We start from the raw sequence: 18,289 nt of genomic DNA on the forward strand, positions 1-18,289 counted from the left end.
CGGTGACGTCAGGTCAGAGTCAGTACTGATACCGGTTGTACACAGAGTAGCAACCGGTATCCTGAATCATCGTTATTGGTGGGTAACGACTATCATACGCAGAGCATCCAGTCGCCAACTGGCTTGTTGCAGGCAACTGAGAATCTGTTGACGATTATCCTCAATGGCTTCCAGCTCGTCATCGCGAATGGTTGGGTTCACCGCTTTCAAGGCATTCAGACGATTAAATTCCAGCGTCAGAGTATCATCTGCCTCCTGCTTGGCACCATCAATCAATGCCTGAGCCTGTTTGGCGATTTCTGCTTCTGCCATTTGCAGTACTTCATGAATGTCTTTTTGTACCGCATTAACCAGCTTGCTACCGGTATGGCGATTGACAGCACTGAGTTGACGGTTAAAACTTTCAAAACCAACCTGCGCAGCAAGATTTGTGCCTTTGCGATCCAGCATCATGCGAATCGGTGTTGGCGGCAGGAAACGGGTAAGCTGTAAGTTTTTTGGCGCCTGAGCTTCAACCACATAGATCAGTTCCATTAGCATGGTACCAACAGGCAGAGCCTTATTTTTCAGTAGCGAAACTGCGCAACTTCCGGTATCCCCTGACAGAATTAAATCCAGACCGTTGCGGACAATCGGGTGCTCCCAACTGATAAACTGCGCATCTTCCCGTGACAGTGCTTTTTCCCGGTCAAAGGTAATGGTACAGCCATCTTGCGGAATCCCCGGAAAATCTGGCACCAGCATATGGTCAGAAGGGGTAAGGATCATCAGGTTATCGCTGTCATCTTCCTGATTAATACCAATAATATCAAACAGATTGATAGTGAAGCCTATCAGGTCAACGTTGTTATCCTGTTCGGCAATCGACTGAACCAGTGCCTGAGCTCGTTCTCCACCGTTGGAGTTCATCTCCAGCAGGCGGTCACGACCATTTTCTAACTGAGCCTTCAGGCTAAGATGCTTCGCATGACAACGCTGGATAAAATCATCAAAGCCTGCCTGTTCAGCAGGTTCAGCAAGATAAGTCATCAGTTCATCATGCACCGCATCATATACCGGGCGTCCGGTTGGGCAGGTGTGTTCAAAAGCATCCAGCCCTTCATGGAACCAACGAATCAGAATAGCCTGAGCGGTATTTTCCAGATAAGGCACGATAATTTGGATATCGCGAGTTTGACCAATACGATCCAGACGACCAATTCGCTGTTCTAACAGATCCGGATTAAACGGCAGGTCAAACATCACTAACCGGCTGGCAAACTGGAAGTTACGGCCTTCAGAACCTATTTCAGAACACAACAGAACCTGAGCACCATTCTCTTCAGCGGCAAACCAGGCGGCCGCACGGTCACGTTCAATGATGGATAAGCCTTCATGGAATACGGCAGCGTGGATGCCTTCGCGCTCACGCAGCGTCTGCTCAAGCTGTAAAGCCGTTGCAGCTTGTGCACAAATAACCAGAATCTTTTCGCTACGATTTTGCTTCAGGTACTCCATCAGCCACTCAACGCGGGGATCAAAATTCAGCCAGCTAACGCTATCTCCTTCAAAATTTTGGAAGATTTGTTCAGGATAAAGCATGTCATGAGCCTGAGTACCAATTGGCTTTTTGCCATTCATTATTTTCGCGACTTTAAACGCGGTTTGGTACTGTGTCGGCAGAGGAAGTTTAATCTGGTGCAAATAGCGAATAGGGAAGCCTTTCACACCCTGACGGGTGTTACGGAACAGAACGCGGCTGGTGCCGTGACGATCCATCAGCATATTAACCAGTTCTGTACGGGCTGATTCATTCTCTTCGCTGTCAAGATTGGCCGCTTTTAATAGCGGTTCAATATCCTGCTCGCTGATTAATTCACTCAGGGAGTTTTTTGCCTGGTCGTCCAGCTTTTCGCCGCTGACTAACAGGCTGACAGCGTCGGCAACCGGGCGGTATTTCTGCTGTTCGTCGACGAATTCCTGATAATCATGGAAGCGATCCGGATCCAGCAGGCGCAGACGGGCAAAATGGCTCTCCTGTCCCAGTTGTTCCGGCGTTGCCGTCAGCAGCAATACGCTCGGCGTATGTTGAGCCAGCTGTTCAATAGCCAGATAGTTACGGCTTGGGGCCTCTTCGCTCCAGGCCAGATGGTGAGCTTCATCAACCACCAGCATATCCCAGTTAGCTTCCACCAGATCGTTCAGGCGTTGTTTGCTTTGGCAAACAAAATTCAGCGAACAGATAACCAGTTGTTCGGTTTCGAATGGGTTTTCGAAGTCCTGACGGCTTTCGGCATAGCGCTCTTCATCAAACAAAGAAAAATGCAGGTTAAAGCGACGCAGCATCTCAACCAGCCACTGGTGTTGCAGGGTTTCCGGTACCACAATCAATACTCGCTCAACCCGACCCGCCAGCAATTGTTGATGGATAATCATTCCGGCTTCAATGGTTTTCCCCAGACCCACTTCATCAGCCAGTAACACCCGTGGGGCATGACGATGGCCAACTTCATTGGCAATGTGTAATTGGTGGGGAATTAAGCTGGCGCGTATGCCGGTCAGCCCGCTCCATGGCATACGATACTGTTCACTTTGATATTTTCTTGCCCGGTAGCGCAGGCTAAAGCGATCCATACGATCGAGCTGGCCGGCAAACAGGCGATCCTGTGGTTTGCTGAACGTCAGTTTGCTGTCCAGCATCACTTCCCGCAGGGTGGTATTTTCTTCATTGGTATCAAGACGGCGACCGATATAGGTCAGAACGCCATTTTCTTCTTTAACGCTGTCAACCAGTAACTGCCAACCTTCGTGGCTGGTTATGGTATCTCCCGGATTAAACATGACGCGGGTTATCGGAGAGTCAGCTTTAGCATACAGCCGATTCTCCCCAATGGCAGGGAACAATAAAGTTACGGTTCGGGCATCCTGCGCAACGACTGTTCCTAGTCCTAAATCACTTTCCGTATCGCTAATCCAGCGCTGACCTAAAGTAAAGGGCATATATTTATCGGCTTCTCATTAATTAACATTTACCCCAAGGTCGCCATCGGGGATCGATGGAACACAACGTAGTCACTTATTACGATGATTATTAGGGGTATGGAGCAAGGGCGCTATGGTAATGATCGGCGGGCGTTAAAACAACCCCATTTGACCAGTAACCAGTGAATCAAAATTATCGTGCATAAACGGCAATATTGCATCAGCAATCGGTTCTAACTGACGAGAAATATAGTGCTGATAGTCAATGGGTGATTGTAGATTTTCCAAAGGTTGCGGCCCCTGCAGGGTAATTAAATAACGAATGGTACCGCCATTCTGATATTGCAGAGGGCGACCATGGGCCTGATTATATTCATCGGCCAGCTTTGCGGCTCTGGCATGTGGCGGGACATTTTTCTGGTATTCGGACAGACGTCGACGCAGTCGCTTGCTGTAGACCAGTTGTTGATCAAATTCACCATTAAGGGTTTTTGCCACATAATCACGAATAAATTCCTGATAGGGCTGGTTATGGAAGATTAATGAGTACAACTGTTGCTGGAAGTGTTGCGCTAACGGAGTCCAGTCGGTTCGTACCGTTTCCATGCCTTTATAAACGATCTCGTCATCACCATTATCGTTTAATATCAGGCCAGCATAGCGTTTTTTACTGCCCTGTTCGGCTCCGCGAATCGTTGGCATTAAAAATCGATTAAAGTGGGTTTCAAACTCCAGTTCCAGTGCTGATTCAAGACCCATTTCCTCTTTTAGCATGGTTTTCCACCACTGATTAACATGCTTAACCAGCTCTCGCCCTATTTGATTAGCCTGTTGATTAGTGTGAGCCTTTTTTAGCCAGACAAACGTTGAGTCCGTATCTCCGTAGATCACCTGATAACCCTGTTGTTCAATCAGCTCGCGGGTTTTTAGCATAATTTCATGCCCCCGCAGCGTTATTGATGATGCGAGACGAGGATCGAAAAAGCGACAGCCGCTGGAACCCAGTACGCCATAAAAGGCATTCATGATAATTTTCAGCGCCTGAGACAGTGGTTTATTCTCAGAACGCTTAGCCGCTTCACGTCCACGCCAGATTTGTTCAACAATGTCGGGCAAACAGTGGGTGGTTCGGGAAAAGCGAGCATGGCGAAAACCGGGTACTGTTTGTTGTTGATCTTCTTTTAAGGTGCCTGCAATCAGCCCCACCGGGTCAATGAGAAAAGTACGAATAATTGAGGGATACAGGCTTTTATAATCCAGAACCAGTACCGAGTCATACAGTCCGGGAGTAGAAGACATCACATAGCCTCCGGGGCTATGCTCTTCCGGTAAGGTACCTAAATTAGGCGCCACGTAACCAATTCGATGCATTCGTGGAAGGTAGAGATGGGTAAATGCTGCAACCGAACCGCCGCTGCGGTCAGTGGCTAATCCGGTCACCGTTGCCCGTTCTAACAAGAAAGTCATTAATTGGGTTTTATCAAAAATGCGAGTAACCAGCACGCAGTCCATCAGGTTGTAGTAAGCCAGCGCGGGTTTATCTTCCCTGAACATGCGATTGATTTCATCCATTCGCTGATAGGGATTATCGATCGCTTTCCCTTCGTTCAATAATTCCCGGGCAACATTTTCCAGACTGAAAGAGGCAAAATTCCAGGTGGCGCTTTTTAACGCTTCAATACCATCAATGATTAATCGTCCACTGGCAGAGGCAAAGAAATGGCCCTGTTTGAAGCCGTGTTCGCGCCATTCCAACGGGCTATTATCACGACCAAAAGTGAGGGGGATCTGATAGCGTTCCGCATGTTTTTGTAATACGCGTAAATCGAACTGCACCAGATTCCAGCCAATAATGGCATCAGGATCGTATTGTGCGATCCATTGGTTTAGTTTTTGCAGTAATAAAGGGCGACTGGCGACATATTCAAGATGAAAGTCACTTTGATGAGGCGTGCCATTCTCCGGGCCGAGCATGTAAACCTGCTTTTGCCCGCACCCATACAAACCAATAGAATAAAGTTCGCCGTGTTCTGTGGTTTCAATATCCAGAGAAACGGTACTCAGGCTGGGACGATAATCTGGCGCTGCTTTTATTTGCGCATTGATCAGGCTGCCATCCGGGGCTTGTTCCCCCTGAAACCACACTGGCGCCGTAATAAAACGCTCCATCAGATAGCGCTCCGGAGGGCGGATATCCGCTTCATAGAGTGTAATGCCTGATTCGTTCAGGTTTTTTTCTATTCGTTGTAGCTGGCGATATTGGCGGCAGTACAATCCATCTACCGGTTGGCAGCTAAAATCCTGCATTTCCAGCGGGCGTAAATTCCAACCCCGCTCCGAGGAGAGTAGTGAGGTAATGCGGGTATTGCTGGATGCCGGTGAAAACGCAACGGCTTGTTGTAATGGTAAGCGTATACGTTGTGGACCACTGTCTGTTGCCAGCCAGTAGTCAATTTCAATACCCGAAGGGGTATCCCGCCAGTGACGTGTCAGGATAAAACCTTGTCGAACTGAATTCACCGTATGCTTACCTTTAGTCATTTATTGCAATAAAAAAACAGAGCTATCGGAAGTCTATTCTAATATGTATATCCATACAGCTGTTATCTATTTTCATTTTTATTGGGAATGAAATCGTTTTGTTCTATCTTTAAAGAGCAAAGATCTTCTTATTAATCGCCGTAATGACCTACGATATATTCTTTGTGACCTGTTTTTTAGATGTATCCATCGGGTTAGGGCGTTTGATCAAAATAATGGGTAATAACGTTATGCTAAACGTTTTTATCAGATTCTGGCGTCGTTGTTCCTGTTTTACTCAACGGTTAGTCCAGAATTATCGTAAAGGACAGTGGCATTATGAAAATACAAATATGGTCTGATTTTTCCTGCCCGTTTTGTTACATCGGTAAACACCATCTTAAACAGGCGCTGGCATCTTTTGCGGAAAAAGAGAGCGTTGAAATTGTCTTGCGTAGTTTTGAGTTGGACCCCAGTGCGCCAAAGCTAAAACAAAAAGATATTTATACCCATCTTTCTGAAAAATATGACATGAGCATACCCGAAGCCAGGGAAATGACGGCAAATATTGCTCAACAGGCAAAACAGACCGGACTTGATTTTCATTTTGACAAACTGATACCGACTAACACTTTTGATGCACATCGATTACTACACTATGCCGCAGAGCAGGGTGTGATGGATGTAATGAGTGAAGCCTTATTCGAAGGTATGTTTACTCATGGCCACAATCTGGCAGATATTGATACATTGATTAATCTGGCCAATGAAGTTGGACTGGAACCATCGGAAGTTAAGGCAGTACTGAACTCCGAGCGTTATGCAGAGAGTGTCCATGCTGATGAGTCTTTTGCCCGGCAATTGAAGATAACCTCAGTACCTTTTTTTGTTTTTGATAATAAATATGCAGTATCCGGGGCTCAGCCTGCCAGTGTATTTAGCGAAATTCTGGTAAAAGTGCAGGAAGAGAAGGCGCGTCTGATCCAACTGGATAACGCGTCACAAGGGCCATCTTGTTCTGATGATATTTGTTATTGATTATTATCTGATTGATATTTTTCCGGCCGCGGGCATTTGGGGCCGGAAAAATATTGAACTATTGGATTATACGCCGAATATTACATGTTTTCCGGTAGGTAATTTAATGTCTATCCGCAATTCCCCGCCCATTGATTCTACATAACGCTTTAAGGTTGAGATTTTCATTTCATTACCGCGTGCTTCAATAGCAGCGACAGAGGGTTGTGATATTCCCATGCCTTCAGCCAAATCAGTTTGTGAGAATTTTAGTTCATCTCTGATCATGTGTAATTTTGAGATGAGCAACATTTCTTCGCCCATTTCTTTAATACGGGCCTGACTCTCAGGACTGCGTGAAGCAAGCATGTCTTTGAAGTTCCCCATTATGGCCTCTCTAATGTATTTAAATGTTTGGTGAATTCATCATCAGCAACAGGGAGCATTTCTGTGTAAAAACGCTTAGGATTTTCTCCTTTATGTCCTGTGCATAACACCATGGCCTGACGCCGTGGATCAAAAGCAAACAGTGCTCTGATGGGGACTCCTTTATGCTGTATCCTGAGCTCTTTCATATTCCTGTGAACAGAGCCATTTATCGTATCAACATAAGGGCGAGATACTCTTGGTCCGCCTTGTTGTAACAGATAAAGCCCCGCGAGAATCTTTTCCTGGGTACTATTGTCCTGTTTCTGAAACCAACGATCGAATCTTTCAGTAGTAATAATGGTCCACATGTTGCCCCTTATTATAGAGTGTAATCTATAAGTTATATATATAAATTACAATCTATATATCGAGGGACAGTGAAATTGTTAACTTCAGATAAGTAAGTTTGCGGGGACTTACTCAATATCAATAACTGAGAATTAAATCGTTACACCCAATATGCGTGCCGCATCGGATTTTCCGTTCAGAAGATCCTGTGTTGAACCGTCATAAACGATATTGCCTTCCACCACAACCAGCGTTCTTGGCGCGATACGCGCTGCATCATCCAGGTTATGGGAAACCATCATCAATGTGAGTTGTTGCTCATCACATACGCTTTCCAATAGCGATAGCATGTCATAGCGTAAAGCGGGATCCAGAGCAGAGAAAGGTTCATCTAACAGCAGAATGGGTTTATTTCTGACCAGACAGCGGGCCAAAGCGGTACGTTGACGCTGTCCGCCGGAGAGTTGAGAGGGTAAACGGTCAAGATAGTCAATCAGTCCTACCCGCCGGCAAATTTCCAGTCGTTTTTGCTGCTGTTCTGATGTTAGTTTAAGGCCAGGATTAAGCCCAAGACCGATGTTTTGCTCAACGGTAAGATGAGCAAACAGATTATTTTCCTGAAATAACATAGAAACCGGACGCTGAGCCGGTGGGGTGTAGCTGTGTTCAATATTATTCAACCACAAACTGCCGCTTTCAGGCATCACAAACCCGGCAATCAGATGCAATAAGGTGCTTTTTCCGGCTCCACTGGGGCCAAGAACCGCAACACGCTCACCAGCCTGAATATTCAGGTTAAAACACATGGATAGCGGTGGATAAAGATAGCTTAATTTATTCAGAGCGATCATGGTGACGTCCGGGAAGTCGTTCAATCAAAGTGAACAGGAAAAAGCACAGCAGTAATAACAGTAATGCCGTCACGGCACCAGATTCACTGCGATAGTTTCCCAACTGTTGATAGAGATAATAGGGTAAAGTGCGGAATTGTTCATTGCCGAACAGCGCGATAACGCCAAAATCACCGATAGACAGTACACTGGCGAAGGCTAATGCCTGCGCTAGCGGGCGCTTCAGGGCTTTTAATTCGATCCAACGTAGTCGATTCCAGCCGGTTAATCCTAAGGAGAGGTTAAGTAAAGTGTAGCGTTCTCCCAGATCGCGCATTGGGTTTTCCAGTACTTTTAGTGCATAAGGAATTGCCATCAGGGCATTAACCAGTATTACGATGCCGTCAGCAGAGTCAGGTAATCCGATAGTACTATTCAGTAGCAAAAAGAAACCGGTGGCTAAAACAATAGCTGGCATCGCCAAAATCACCATGCCGCTGATTTCAAGCCTGGCTCCCCAGGGATTATGGCGTAACCGGAGCTCTCTGCTGCTCCATAATAACATCATGGTTAGCGTCAGACTGAGTAACCCGGAAGCCACAGCAATACGCAGTGAGGTGAATAATGATTGCCACATTGCGCTTTGCCGTAGCACATCAAGAGCCGCACTGTTAATACCGTCTAATACCACGGCTGCCAGTGGCGGAATCAGCAAACATAAGGTCAGAGTAATAAGCAGGCTATCAGTTACTTTACTTAAGCGGGAATCTTGCCGGTCTCGCCACGGTTGTCCATAGGTATTTCCTACGGGTAATGATGGGTTGAGACGTTGACTGAGAAGAACAATAGACAGACAACAAACCAGTTGAATTAACCCTAATAATGCGGCGCGTTGAGGATCGAAGTCATAATGTAACGCCTGATAAATAGCCAGTTCAACGGTGGTTGCTTTAGGGCCGCCACCGAGGGATAACACAGTAGCAAAGCTGGCAAAGCATAGCATAAACACTAATGCACCGGTTGGCAGGATTTGGCGCTTTAACGCTGGCCATTCAACAAAACGAAAACGTTGCCACGAGTTCATACCTAATTGAGCGGCTAACTGACGTTGTTCAACCGCAATACCTTCCAGCGACTGGAGCAGGAGCCGGGTTGCCAGTGGTAAGTTGAAAAAAGCATGTGCCAGCAAAATCCCCAGAAGCCCATAGGGCGAAAAGGCATAATCGAATCCCAGAGAATTAAGCATATTAGCCAGCCAGCCTCGTTGACCATATACACTGAGTAAACCAAAAACTGCAACCAGCACCGGTAAGACCAGCGTCATTGCGCACAGGCGTAACATTAATGTTCTACCGACAAAACGTCGGCGATAGAGTGCGCGGGCAACAAAAATAGCGGGGATCAGAGATACCAGTACAGACAGAAAAGCCTGCCAGAAGGTGAAACGTACGACATGCCACAGATAGCTATCATTCAATAGCTGTCGGATATCCCCGGTGGGAGAGTAAAACCACAGCGCAGCAAACGCCGCGAACGCAACGCTGAGGATCAGCGTTGCGGCAATCAAACCCGGCCAGAGCCAGGAGGGAATTAGCGGCTGACGGCGTTTTGCCATGCCTGAATCCATGAGCTGCGGTGTTGTGCTACATCTTCAGGGCTAAACTCCAGCGTCGCTGCTGGTTTTGCCGTTTGAATGAAGGCTTCCGGTAGTGGGATATCGATAACCGGATACATCCAGTTAGTGGTTGGGATTTCCTGTTGGAATGCTGGCGTCATCATAAAGGCCATAAATTTAGCTGCCAATTCAGGCTGTTTGCTATTAGCCAGCAGGCCTGCCACTTCAACCTGCATATAGTGACCTTCACTAAAGCTGGCTGCGACATAGCGATTATCTTTCTCTTCAATCACGTGGTAAGCCGGAGAAGTGGTATAGCTGAGGACTAAATCCGCCTCGCCTTTAAGGAACAGACCATAAGCATCACTCCAGCCTTTGGTCACGGTTACCGTTTTCTTCGCCAGTTTTTGCCAGGCCTGTGGAGCCTTATCGCCGTAGACTTTTTGCATCCACAACAGTAGACCAAGTCCCGGTGTGCTGGTGCGTGGATCCTGATAGATAACTCGCCATTTTTCCGGGCTTTCAATTAACTCATTCAGGCTTTTAGGCGGCGTCTTTAGCTTTTCTGTATTGTAGACAAAGGCGAAATAGCCATAGTCATAAGGGATAAAAGTATCGTCTTTCCAGCCGCCCGGTAAGGTGAGTGAGTGGGCATTTACATCCAGCTTGTGTGGGACGAATAGGCCTGATTGTTTTGCGGCAACCAGCAAGTTGTTATCTAAACCCAGAACCATATCTGCGGTACTTTTTTTGCCTTCCATTTTCAAACGATTAAGCAATGAGACACCATCAGCTAAAGGAACCAGTTTTAATTCGCATTGGCATTGTGCTTCGAAGGCTTTTTTGATCTTCGGGCCGGGGCCCCAGTCAGAAGCAAAAGAATCATAGGTATAGATGGTTAATGTTGGCCGGTTTTCTGCCCCATTGGCGAGTAATGGACAAACGGCAAGAAACCCGATTGCGATGATGAGTTTTTTGAACACTTTGTACTCCCCTAAATAACTCGGTTGGAAACAAAGGTCTTTGAGTTAATTAAGCTATTCAGCTAGTAGATGAAGAAACTGAACAGACTCTCAAATCCCTCCGCCGGGATTAACCGGATCAGGTTCTACGGGTATGGTCTGGTGTGATTTCACACAATAAACACATTCTCAGCTTTACTTTGGCACCCCGTTGAGAAGGGCACATTGTAGAGTCTGTTTGACCTGTGGGGAAGGGGATTATTCTCAGGAGTGAATACTAACTTATCTATTATTATTCTCTGCCATCAACCCATGGCAGAGAATATTGTCAAAAGTAGTCTACAAGAACGTAGTTTATTACTTGCCTCATCGGTGATGAGTGCGATTAGCCCATAAATTTATGCCAGTACAGAGAGACAGGAATAATGATGATTAGAGCAGGTAAAAAGTTGACGACGGCAAAGGTTTTTATCTGAGCGATGCGTAATCCAACCGCAATCATAATAATGCCGCCACAGGCGGAGAAATCCCCCAATGTAATCTCTGTCATATACGGCATAATCAATCGGGCAGAAAAATAGAGCCCGCCTTGAACCAACAGCTGAGGAATAGCGATAGACATGACGGCAGCACCCATCGTGGTGGCAAAAATCATGGCGGTGAAAATATCGAGAATAGATTTAACCACCAGCAACTGGTAATTACCCGTCATTCCTTCAGTGAGCGCGCCGACGATACCGGTACCACCGGCACAAAACAGGACGATTAATGCGGTAAAGTTTTGGGTGTAAAGTTCCGGCGTCATGCTGTGGTTGCGTACCGGAATAATTCGAGCCAGCCCACGCTGTATCAGAGAGCCGAACTTTTGTACGCCTTTTTCCATGTAACAAATTTCACCGATGGCCAGTCCAACAATTAGTGCCAGTGCTACGGCGGGTAATTGCTGAACTTTAATCGTCATTATCACACCCATAGCAATGGATATCATGGCAAATGCTGCCGGTAGTCCATCCTGTAAACGTTTAGGCATCAGCGGCGCCAAAAAAAGACCTAATCCCCCGCCGACGAAAACGGCTGCGCTGTTCAGTAATGGACCAACCATAATTTCTTCCTACTTTTGTTTTTTTACAGACAACGTCATCCAGCTATTTTGGAGATAGCGTGGCTATCAGTACTGGGGATGAACGTATATAGGGTTTGTTGTTAGTAGAAGGTACAGGTCAACAACAAAGAGTAATGTAAATGATAACCTATTTTGTCAGAAATGCTTTTGCTTAATTGTGGGGAAATTTATATCACTTAGTGTGTAAACCAAAAGTGACGGGAAATGTAATAAAAAACCAGAGTGATTATGCGGAATGACGAGACAGAACCAGCTGCTTTTGATGCTTGTCAGGATAATCTTGTTTTTATTAGCTATTTATAAAAAATATATTTATCAGAAAATGACATTAATATATTCTGGTTTATAGCTGAGGTAATATTCATATATTTGCCAAAATAAGTATTTCTTAGGTGTTTTGCTTATTTTTAATTTATCTTTTATTTAATTGATAAGTATTTATTTGCAGGGTTTTAATGCATTAATTATTCTGTCTTATACATGATATAAAATTAGTTTAAATCAATAGAAATAAAAAAATCATTTGTGATAAAAATAATCACGCCTTAAAACTTTGAGGCTTTTATTTCGACCATCAGCTTTTGATTGGTTAATATATCTATAAAAGGGAATTATCATGCGTGAATTACAAAACAGTGAAATTGAACAAGTAAGCGGTGCTTGGGCTGCAAACTTTACTGATGCTCTGGAAGGCGCTTTAGTTGGTTTCGGCGAAGGCTTCTCAACTGGTCTGGGTTTAGGTACTAAAGTTGGCGGCTCTGGCGGCGGCGTATTAGGCTTTGGTCTGATCGGTTCTCTGGTTGGTGCTTTCGTTGGTCCAGTTGTTGGCGGCGTTTACGGCACAATCGGTGGTTTTGCTTTAGGTAAAGATGAAATCAAATCTATCGCTAAAGACTACCGCGACGCGTTCACTCGTTAATCTGTTTTTAGATTATAACTTGTGTGTAAAACAGAGAGCCTGGCTCTCTGTTTTTCGTTTCTGGCAATGATTTCTAATATAAAAAGATATCGCTCAATATTGCTGACTGTACTTCAGTCATTTGCTGTTTCGTATGATAACAATCAAAATTAATTAGTCTTTAAAACTAACTAATTTCACAACGTGCTGATTTTTAAAAATTAATACTTTAATAATTGATTAATATAAAGCAACGCTTTTAGTATGCGTATACTGGCTCTGATTCAAACAGGAAAGTTCGTTAACAGGTCACTTTTTATGTGTCACCTGGTTAACGAATGATAGGAAATTATCCCAGCCAGGTGAAATACTATGCATCCAAAATCAGCTTCTTCTATAAATGACACGACTTTTGTTGCTATTTCTCCTTCCTCTTTAAATTTATTTTCTCAAGCAAAAAAGATCGCGAAATATCATATCATGTTCCCGTGTTGATTACCGGGGAAACGGGTACCGGGAAAGAGTGCATCGCCCGATATATTCATCACCATGCTTATGGGCAAGACAATGCCCCTTATGTCGGTGTAAATTGCGCGGCTATTCCGGAAAATATGCTGGAAGCGATGTTGTTTGGTTATGAAAAGGGAGCCTTTACCGGCGCAGTAAGCAGTATGCCGGGAAAATTTGAACAAGCAAACGGCGGGACTTTACTACTGGACGAAATTGGCGATATGCCGTTATCACTTCAGGCTAAATTATTACGCGTTTTGCAAGAGCAGGAAGTAGAGCGATTAGGGAGCCATAAGAAAATTGCTTTAAATATTCGTCTTATAGCCTCCACCAATAAAATACTGGAAACTGAGATTGAACAAGGGCGTTTCCGGCAGGATCTATTCTATCGTTTATCGGTTGTTCCTATTCATATATTGCCATTGCGGGAACGCCCGGAAGATATTTTACCGTTAGCTAAGCGTTTTATTCGTAAATATAGTTCTTTCTCTGATGATGTTCTCCATTTGGATGAGTGCGCAGAACAGGCGCTTTTACGTCATGGGTGGTCAGGTAATGTTCGGGAGCTGGAAAATGTCATTCAGCGGGGCATTATTATGAGCAATGGCGGGTTAATTCAGCATATGGATTTAGGGCTAAATAATGGCCTTGTTTCCGAGAGACTCCCTGCTTCAGATTTATCAGAACAATCAATAAAGAATTTAAAAACGCACGGGCGTTTGGCCGAACATCAATACATTATGGATTTGTTGAAGCGGTATAAAGGGAGCAAGTCCAAAACTGCAGAGTTTCTTGGTATTACGCCTCGGGCGTTACGCTATCGTCTTGCCTCTATGCGTAAACTGGGGATTGATGTGGAGTGTATTTCGTCATAGTACGGTATATCTCCTGCTTTTTATTTTCGGGTGGATAATATCTGATGGTTACGCGCACTAAGCGTACTGCATTCATGCATTCGCTGCATGATATCGTTCCATAACGCTTTCGCCTGAATATGATGACTTGCAGGTAAGCGAGAAAATAGAAACAGAATGCCTTCATCATGAGGGGGAATACACAAGTTTTTTAGTATTGAAATGCGTTTCTGTGCGGACTTGGTCAATTGATGATAAATATGACTAATACGTTGATTGAGTTCATCTATTGCATCTGTTTTACGGGCGGTAATCATCGTCTGTTGCTGTTTTAGCAACAAAATAAGCTTAATGTAAGATCTTCGGTCAAGCTGAAGTTCCGCCAGCAATTCCATAACTTGCTCTTGTCGCATTTTCACTTGTCTGCGCCCCGATAATATTCCAGGATTGCGCTGGCAATGTGTTCCGGGTTGACACCTATTCTTCCAAGTTTGAGCGCTGTTTTAATCGTTGTGACTTTTTGAATATCGATTTCCGGCAAAATCGCGAGTATTCGCAAGGCTTCTTTCAGCTGTGAAAGTGATACTTCCTCTTTTTGTATACCATGACTTTCTTGCGATTTTTTAGCCAAAGTTAACTGGTTTTTACTCTGATATTCAGATAGATGTGGATGAGTTTCTTGAGTGTGAATGGCTTTCATAACGCTTCCTTTGACTTATTTTATTAGAGACAAGTCATCTGCGGTTATCATTGAGCGTATGTTTTTACGCCTCGTAGCAAACCGGCACTCACCTTGCTTGATTCAGGTGAGTGCCGGTTTTGTCATACTCAGGTTAAGCGGTTACACCGGTCTAAAACTTTAATCGTTTTGTCAGGAATTTTATTTAAGGCGACATTCGATCTCTGTCAGAATGACCAAAAGGATTTTTTTGCTGTTGTATTATTAGGGTCCGGTATCATACTAACCGGCGAACCATCAATATTGGATATTTTATCTTCAATAACACTATTGGGATAAACGAATAGTAATCCATTCTGAGAAACAATTAGCTGGTCGGTTCCTACGGCATAGCTACTGAGAGCCAGGCTACGCTGTTTATTAATATCCATTACACTATTGATCAATTCGTCGTGCTCTGGATTGTAGTAATAGAGCGGTGTGAATTTGAAATCAGGATACTTATCGTAATGATTTTCTTCATCCAGTATCATTTTTCCTTTAAAAATGAATCGATCATCCGTTGGGTCGGTTATGCTGACTAACAGATTCTCAATACCAGAATAGAGACGAATGTTATAGATTTCGTCTTTTTCAGAGAGCAAATCATAAAAACCAATTTGTGTCTTGAGATTGATACCGGTTAGGGAGGGTACCCTGACACATTCCGGCACAGAATATAGCTCGGCAGATACGGTTCCAATATATAATCCCGTCGTAACAGTCAGAAATAATACTATTTTTAATTTATTAGCTATGACAAGTAACCAATTCATTTAATTTTCTCTCTGTTTCCCGATAAACCAATGTATTCAATTTTTGGCTGTTAACCCGCCAGTGAAAAATGTTCATGCTAAGTTCTTTACTTTCACAGGCTGACTGAATTGAGAAGGTGTAATGCAGCATTGCATCGGTAGCCCGGTAGTAAGCATGAATAATGGTTTTTGAGTTACTCAAATGCTGGTTAATTTTATTCAGCGACTCTTTTAGCCTTTCAGGCACGCTATAAGGCTCTTGCTGGTTTGGTGTGGATTTCTTTGTTACATGGTGAAGTACTATATGGTCATAAGGCTGAAGCTGATCTCTTAATACACTCATTCCATCCGGAGGAGAAACCGGTGTGGGAGAGTCTAATAATATTTTTTTAGAAATCAGGGCGATCAGTATTATTGCTGCTATTGCAAAAAGATATTTTTGCTTTTTTGCCAGAATAGCAGTGACTTTGCGTTTCTTAGTCGGAATTTCTTCCTGTTTAAGGTCATCAACCAGATATGATTCTTCAGCAACAATTTCAGTTCCTGTTTGATGATCTGCTGGTTGATATTCAATCAGTACGGTCTCTTTGATATCAGTATCAAAAGGCGCTTCCTTGTTACTGATTTCACAGGTTTCATACTGGCAATACTATTTTTCCAGCAAATAGCCTTTTTTGGGAATGGTTTTAATAATACGCTGATGTTTGCCGTTATCATCCAGAGCAGATCTCAGAGCATGAATAGCATTCGGTAAACTGTTATTACCAATAACTCGATTTTCCCAAACCAGATTGGTTAGTTGCTCTCTTGAAAGTACCTCACCTGCATATTGTGCCAGGACGTCCAGTAGCTTTAACTGATATTCACCAAGGCGTTTAACTTCCTTTGTTTCTCTGTGGTTAATCGATCCTTGTTGGTGATCGATTAACCAGCCGTCGATGAAACAGTGTGTGTTAGTTACGTTCATTTGAATGAAATCTAGCCTTTTCAAGTTGTGTTTTAAGTAAGTGATGCTGTAGGTTATTTGATATAGAGAGGTGAAGGAATAATGATTCCGTTTCAATGAGTGTTTTATCATTAAAACAATGAAGAGTTCCATTCAGGCAGGAGAAACGAAAGGGTGTTAAAAATGTCTGGTTAATTATTAACCCTCAAGCGGAGGTTTCAGACAACTGTATAACGTTTATTTTAACCTTTACCTAATTATCGTATATTCGATGGCTTTATTATTACGCTAATACTTATAATCATTCAATTGTTTTGAAATGATACTGATATTAATAGTTGTAACAAAATAAGTTTTTTTAGTTTTTATTTTTATTAATCAATTGATTTAATTTGAATTATTTTCATTAATTGTTTTTATTAATTATGTCCATCTTCGTTGGTTTGAAGAGTTGTTCACTGTGTTAATAATGTTTTTATTGTTGACTATTTGTTGTCTTATTATTTTATATTGTTAATTTTAAAGTGTATTTTGATACGTGAATAGTATTGGTTTATTAAGTTTCTTAATGATAATAATTACTATTTTTTATTTTGGATAGTATTGAAAAATATACATCATTAATCAATGTTAAGTGGTGGTATGAAATAATGGTGTGTACTGAGGTTTTATATAAATTTGATTAAAATATCCGCTAATTGATAGTGGGTATTTTTAATAAATAATATCGTTTTTTAGATGCGTTTTCATAAGCACTCATAATAAATTTAAAAATTTTATTCCTACTATTATTTTCCCTAATTATTTCATCACTTAGCTAATCTTTCGGAAAAGCAGAAGGTGGTGATTTTCCTGTTTTCCGGAAGTATTGCTTCCTCCTATTTATCTATTCCATTGTTTTTTAAAGCATTAGCGTCATGACTATCCAAAACAAAGGATACATGAGCATTCACGAGCCAGCGGTTTGCTGGCCTTAAAAATGGATAAGCAAAAGGACATGTTACTACCGGGTAACAGCAGCTTTTGATAGGGAGTAACAGCCGACATGCAAACAACAGCACGCAATATAGTAGAAATCAACGCCCCTGTTTTAATGAGTTCTCAGGAAGAAGGGCAATACTTGCAATGCTATTTACCACTGGTAAAACGCATCGTAAATCAATTGGCTTATCAGGCCAATAGCGTTATGGATCGTCAGGATATGGAGCAGATAGCGTTGATGGGGCTGCTAGAAAGTCTGAGACGTTATGGCCGACCCGATGAACAATTTGCGGCTTATGCGGTACATCGGGTTAGAGGTGCCATTTTAGATGAACTTCGTCAACTTGACTGGCGCCCACGCAGCCTGCGTCAGAAAACCCATCGACTAAATGACGCTATCAGAGAACTGGCTAAAACGTTGGGTAAGCAGCCGGATTTTGGAGAAATTTCAAATGCTTTAGGTATTTCCGCTCAGGAGTATCTGGAATATCAACTGCTGGAAGGCGCAAGAGCGATGGAGAGTCTGGATGAACTATTAATGCCGGAATCTTACTGTGATGCTCTACAAAGCCGCTCTATTGAAGAGCAGGAAGTCACGCGAAGAATGTTTGTTGACGCCATTCGTTCGTTGGATGAAAAGGAGCAAATTATTTTACGCCTGTATTATCAGGAAGATATGAACCTGAAGGAAATTGCGCTGGTTATGGAGTTAACCGAGGCGCGTATCTGCCAGATAAATAAAAAGATATCTGAAAAAATCAGACGTTTTTTCTATCAGTAGTTGTTATTCATTGCTTCATTTGGTGACGGGTATTTCGGCGAAAATTAAAACAAACAGGCCAGCAATATGCTGGCCTGTTTGTTTCTGGTTTAATTCTATCA

At 43.3% G+C, this 18,289-nt stretch carries 16 protein-coding genes, 2 pseudogenes and 1 riboswitch; of the genes and pseudogenes, 5 read left to right on the forward strand and 13 right to left on the reverse strand.

The window, feature by feature from the left end:
- Window positions 1–72 precede the first annotated feature (72 nt).
- Window positions 73–2,979 (reverse strand): RNA polymerase-associated protein RapA, encoded by a 2,907-nt coding sequence (rapA, locus tag I2494_RS05960; RefSeq protein WP_218466186.1) that lies wholly within the window; start codon window positions 2,977–2,979, stop codon window positions 73–75.
- Between the two features lie 135 nt (window positions 2,980–3,114).
- Complete coding sequence (locus I2494_RS05965) at window positions 3,115–5,481, reverse strand: DNA polymerase II (RefSeq protein ID WP_218466187.1); 2,367 nt, start codon at window positions 5,479–5,481, stop codon at window positions 3,115–3,117.
- 339 nt (window positions 5,482–5,820) lie between these two features.
- Here I2494_RS05965 and I2494_RS05970 point away from each other — a divergent pair, with 339 nt between their 5' ends.
- Window positions 5,821–6,519 carry a DsbA family oxidoreductase gene (locus tag I2494_RS05970; RefSeq protein ID WP_218466188.1) on the forward strand — a complete coding sequence of 233 codons (699 nt, stop codon included), beginning with the start codon at window positions 5,821–5,823 and terminating at the stop codon, window positions 6,517–6,519.
- A gap of 66 nt (window positions 6,520–6,585) precedes the next feature.
- On the opposite strand, the gene I2494_RS05975 is transcribed toward I2494_RS05970, so the two are convergent.
- From I2494_RS05975 to I2494_RS06000, 6 genes are all read right to left on the reverse strand, one after another.
- Window positions 6,586–6,885: a helix-turn-helix domain-containing protein gene (locus tag I2494_RS05975; protein ID WP_218466189.1), complete on the reverse strand. Its 300-nt coding sequence runs from the start codon at window positions 6,883–6,885 to the stop codon at window positions 6,586–6,588.
- On the reverse strand, window positions 6,885–7,235 hold the full coding sequence (locus I2494_RS05980; RefSeq protein WP_218466190.1) for a type II toxin-antitoxin system RelE/ParE family toxin: 351 nt from the start codon (window positions 7,233–7,235) through the stop codon (window positions 6,885–6,887). The genes I2494_RS05975 and I2494_RS05980 overlap by 1 nt, the downstream gene beginning before the upstream one ends.
- Before the next feature lie 132 nt (window positions 7,236–7,367).
- The gene (gene thiQ, locus I2494_RS05985; RefSeq protein WP_218466191.1) at window positions 7,368–8,066 is read right to left on the reverse strand and encodes a thiamine ABC transporter ATP-binding protein ThiQ; all 699 of its coding nucleotides are present in this window, start codon (window positions 8,064–8,066) and stop codon (window positions 7,368–7,370) included.
- Window positions 8,050–9,660 (reverse strand): thiamine/thiamine pyrophosphate ABC transporter permease ThiP, encoded by a 1,611-nt coding sequence (gene thiP / locus I2494_RS05990; RefSeq protein ID WP_218466192.1) that lies wholly within the window; start codon window positions 9,658–9,660, stop codon window positions 8,050–8,052. The genes thiQ and thiP overlap by 17 nt, the downstream gene beginning before the upstream one ends.
- Complete coding sequence (thiB, locus tag I2494_RS05995; RefSeq protein ID WP_407657867.1) at window positions 9,636–10,643, reverse strand: thiamine ABC transporter substrate binding subunit; 1,008 nt, start codon at window positions 10,641–10,643, stop codon at window positions 9,636–9,638. The genes thiP and thiB overlap by 25 nt, the downstream gene beginning before the upstream one ends.
- Window positions 10,644–10,720: 77 nt before the next feature.
- A riboswitch (TPP riboswitch) is annotated at window positions 10,721–10,843 on the reverse strand.
- A 164-nt stretch (window positions 10,844–11,007) separates the two neighbouring features.
- On the reverse strand, window positions 11,008–11,724 hold the full coding sequence (locus I2494_RS06000; protein WP_218466193.1) for a DUF554 domain-containing protein: 717 nt from the start codon (window positions 11,722–11,724) through the stop codon (window positions 11,008–11,010).
- Between the two features lie 637 nt (window positions 11,725–12,361).
- Between I2494_RS06000 and I2494_RS06005 the strand changes: the two genes are divergently transcribed.
- Together I2494_RS06005 and I2494_RS06010 are read left to right on the forward strand one after the other, a co-directional pair.
- Window positions 12,362–12,664, forward strand: a complete 303-nt coding sequence (locus I2494_RS06005) for a DUF5862 family protein (RefSeq protein WP_130592354.1) — start codon at window positions 12,362–12,364, stop codon at window positions 12,662–12,664.
- Between the two features lie 351 nt (window positions 12,665–13,015).
- Window positions 13,016–14,028, forward strand: a pseudogene (locus I2494_RS06010) (sigma-54 interaction domain-containing protein).
- 20 nt (window positions 14,029–14,048) lie between these two features.
- Here I2494_RS06010 and flgN read toward each other — a convergent pair.
- The 4 genes from flgN to I2494_RS06030 all read right to left on the reverse strand — a co-directional run bounded on the left by flgN (window position 14,049) and on the right by I2494_RS06030 (window position 15,823).
- Window positions 14,049–14,420, reverse strand: a complete 372-nt coding sequence (gene flgN / locus I2494_RS06015) for a flagellar export chaperone FlgN (protein WP_228350876.1) — start codon at window positions 14,418–14,420, stop codon at window positions 14,049–14,051.
- A 2-nt stretch (window positions 14,421–14,422) separates the two neighbouring features.
- Window positions 14,423–14,707, reverse strand: coding sequence for a flagellar biosynthesis anti-sigma factor FlgM (gene flgM, locus I2494_RS06020; protein ID WP_218466195.1), 285 nt, complete (start codon window positions 14,705–14,707; stop codon window positions 14,423–14,425).
- Window positions 14,708–14,913: 206 nt separating this feature from the next.
- Window positions 14,914–15,501: a hypothetical protein gene (locus I2494_RS06025; RefSeq protein ID WP_218466196.1), complete on the reverse strand. Its 588-nt coding sequence runs from the start codon at window positions 15,499–15,501 to the stop codon at window positions 14,914–14,916.
- On the reverse strand, window positions 15,476–15,823 hold the full coding sequence (locus tag I2494_RS06030) for a hypothetical protein (protein WP_218466197.1): 348 nt from the start codon (window positions 15,821–15,823) through the stop codon (window positions 15,476–15,478). Before I2494_RS06030 ends, I2494_RS06025 begins: the two co-directional genes overlap by 26 nt.
- Window positions 15,824–15,845: 22 nt before the next feature.
- On the opposite strand from I2494_RS06030, the gene I2494_RS06035 reads away from it, so the two are divergent.
- On the forward strand, window positions 15,846–16,031 hold the full coding sequence (locus I2494_RS06035; protein WP_218466198.1) for a hypothetical protein: 186 nt from the start codon (window positions 15,846–15,848) through the stop codon (window positions 16,029–16,031).
- Window positions 16,032–16,135: 104 nt separating this feature from the next.
- Here I2494_RS06035 and I2494_RS06040 read toward each other — a convergent pair.
- Window positions 16,136–16,447, reverse strand: a pseudogene (locus I2494_RS06040) (winged helix-turn-helix domain-containing protein); the annotation flags it as partial.
- 1,024 nt (window positions 16,448–17,471) lie between these two features.
- On the opposite strand from I2494_RS06040, the gene I2494_RS06045 reads away from it, so the two are divergent.
- Window positions 17,472–18,188 carry a FliA/WhiG family RNA polymerase sigma factor gene (locus I2494_RS06045; protein ID WP_218466200.1) on the forward strand — a complete coding sequence of 239 codons (717 nt, stop codon included), beginning with the start codon at window positions 17,472–17,474 and terminating at the stop codon, window positions 18,186–18,188.
- Window positions 18,189–18,289 lie beyond the last annotated feature (101 nt).

Origin of the sequence: Limnobaculum allomyrinae, assembly GCF_016649425.1 — a bacterium.
Classification (GTDB): Bacteria; Pseudomonadota; Gammaproteobacteria; order Enterobacterales; family Enterobacteriaceae; genus Limnobaculum; species Limnobaculum allomyrinae.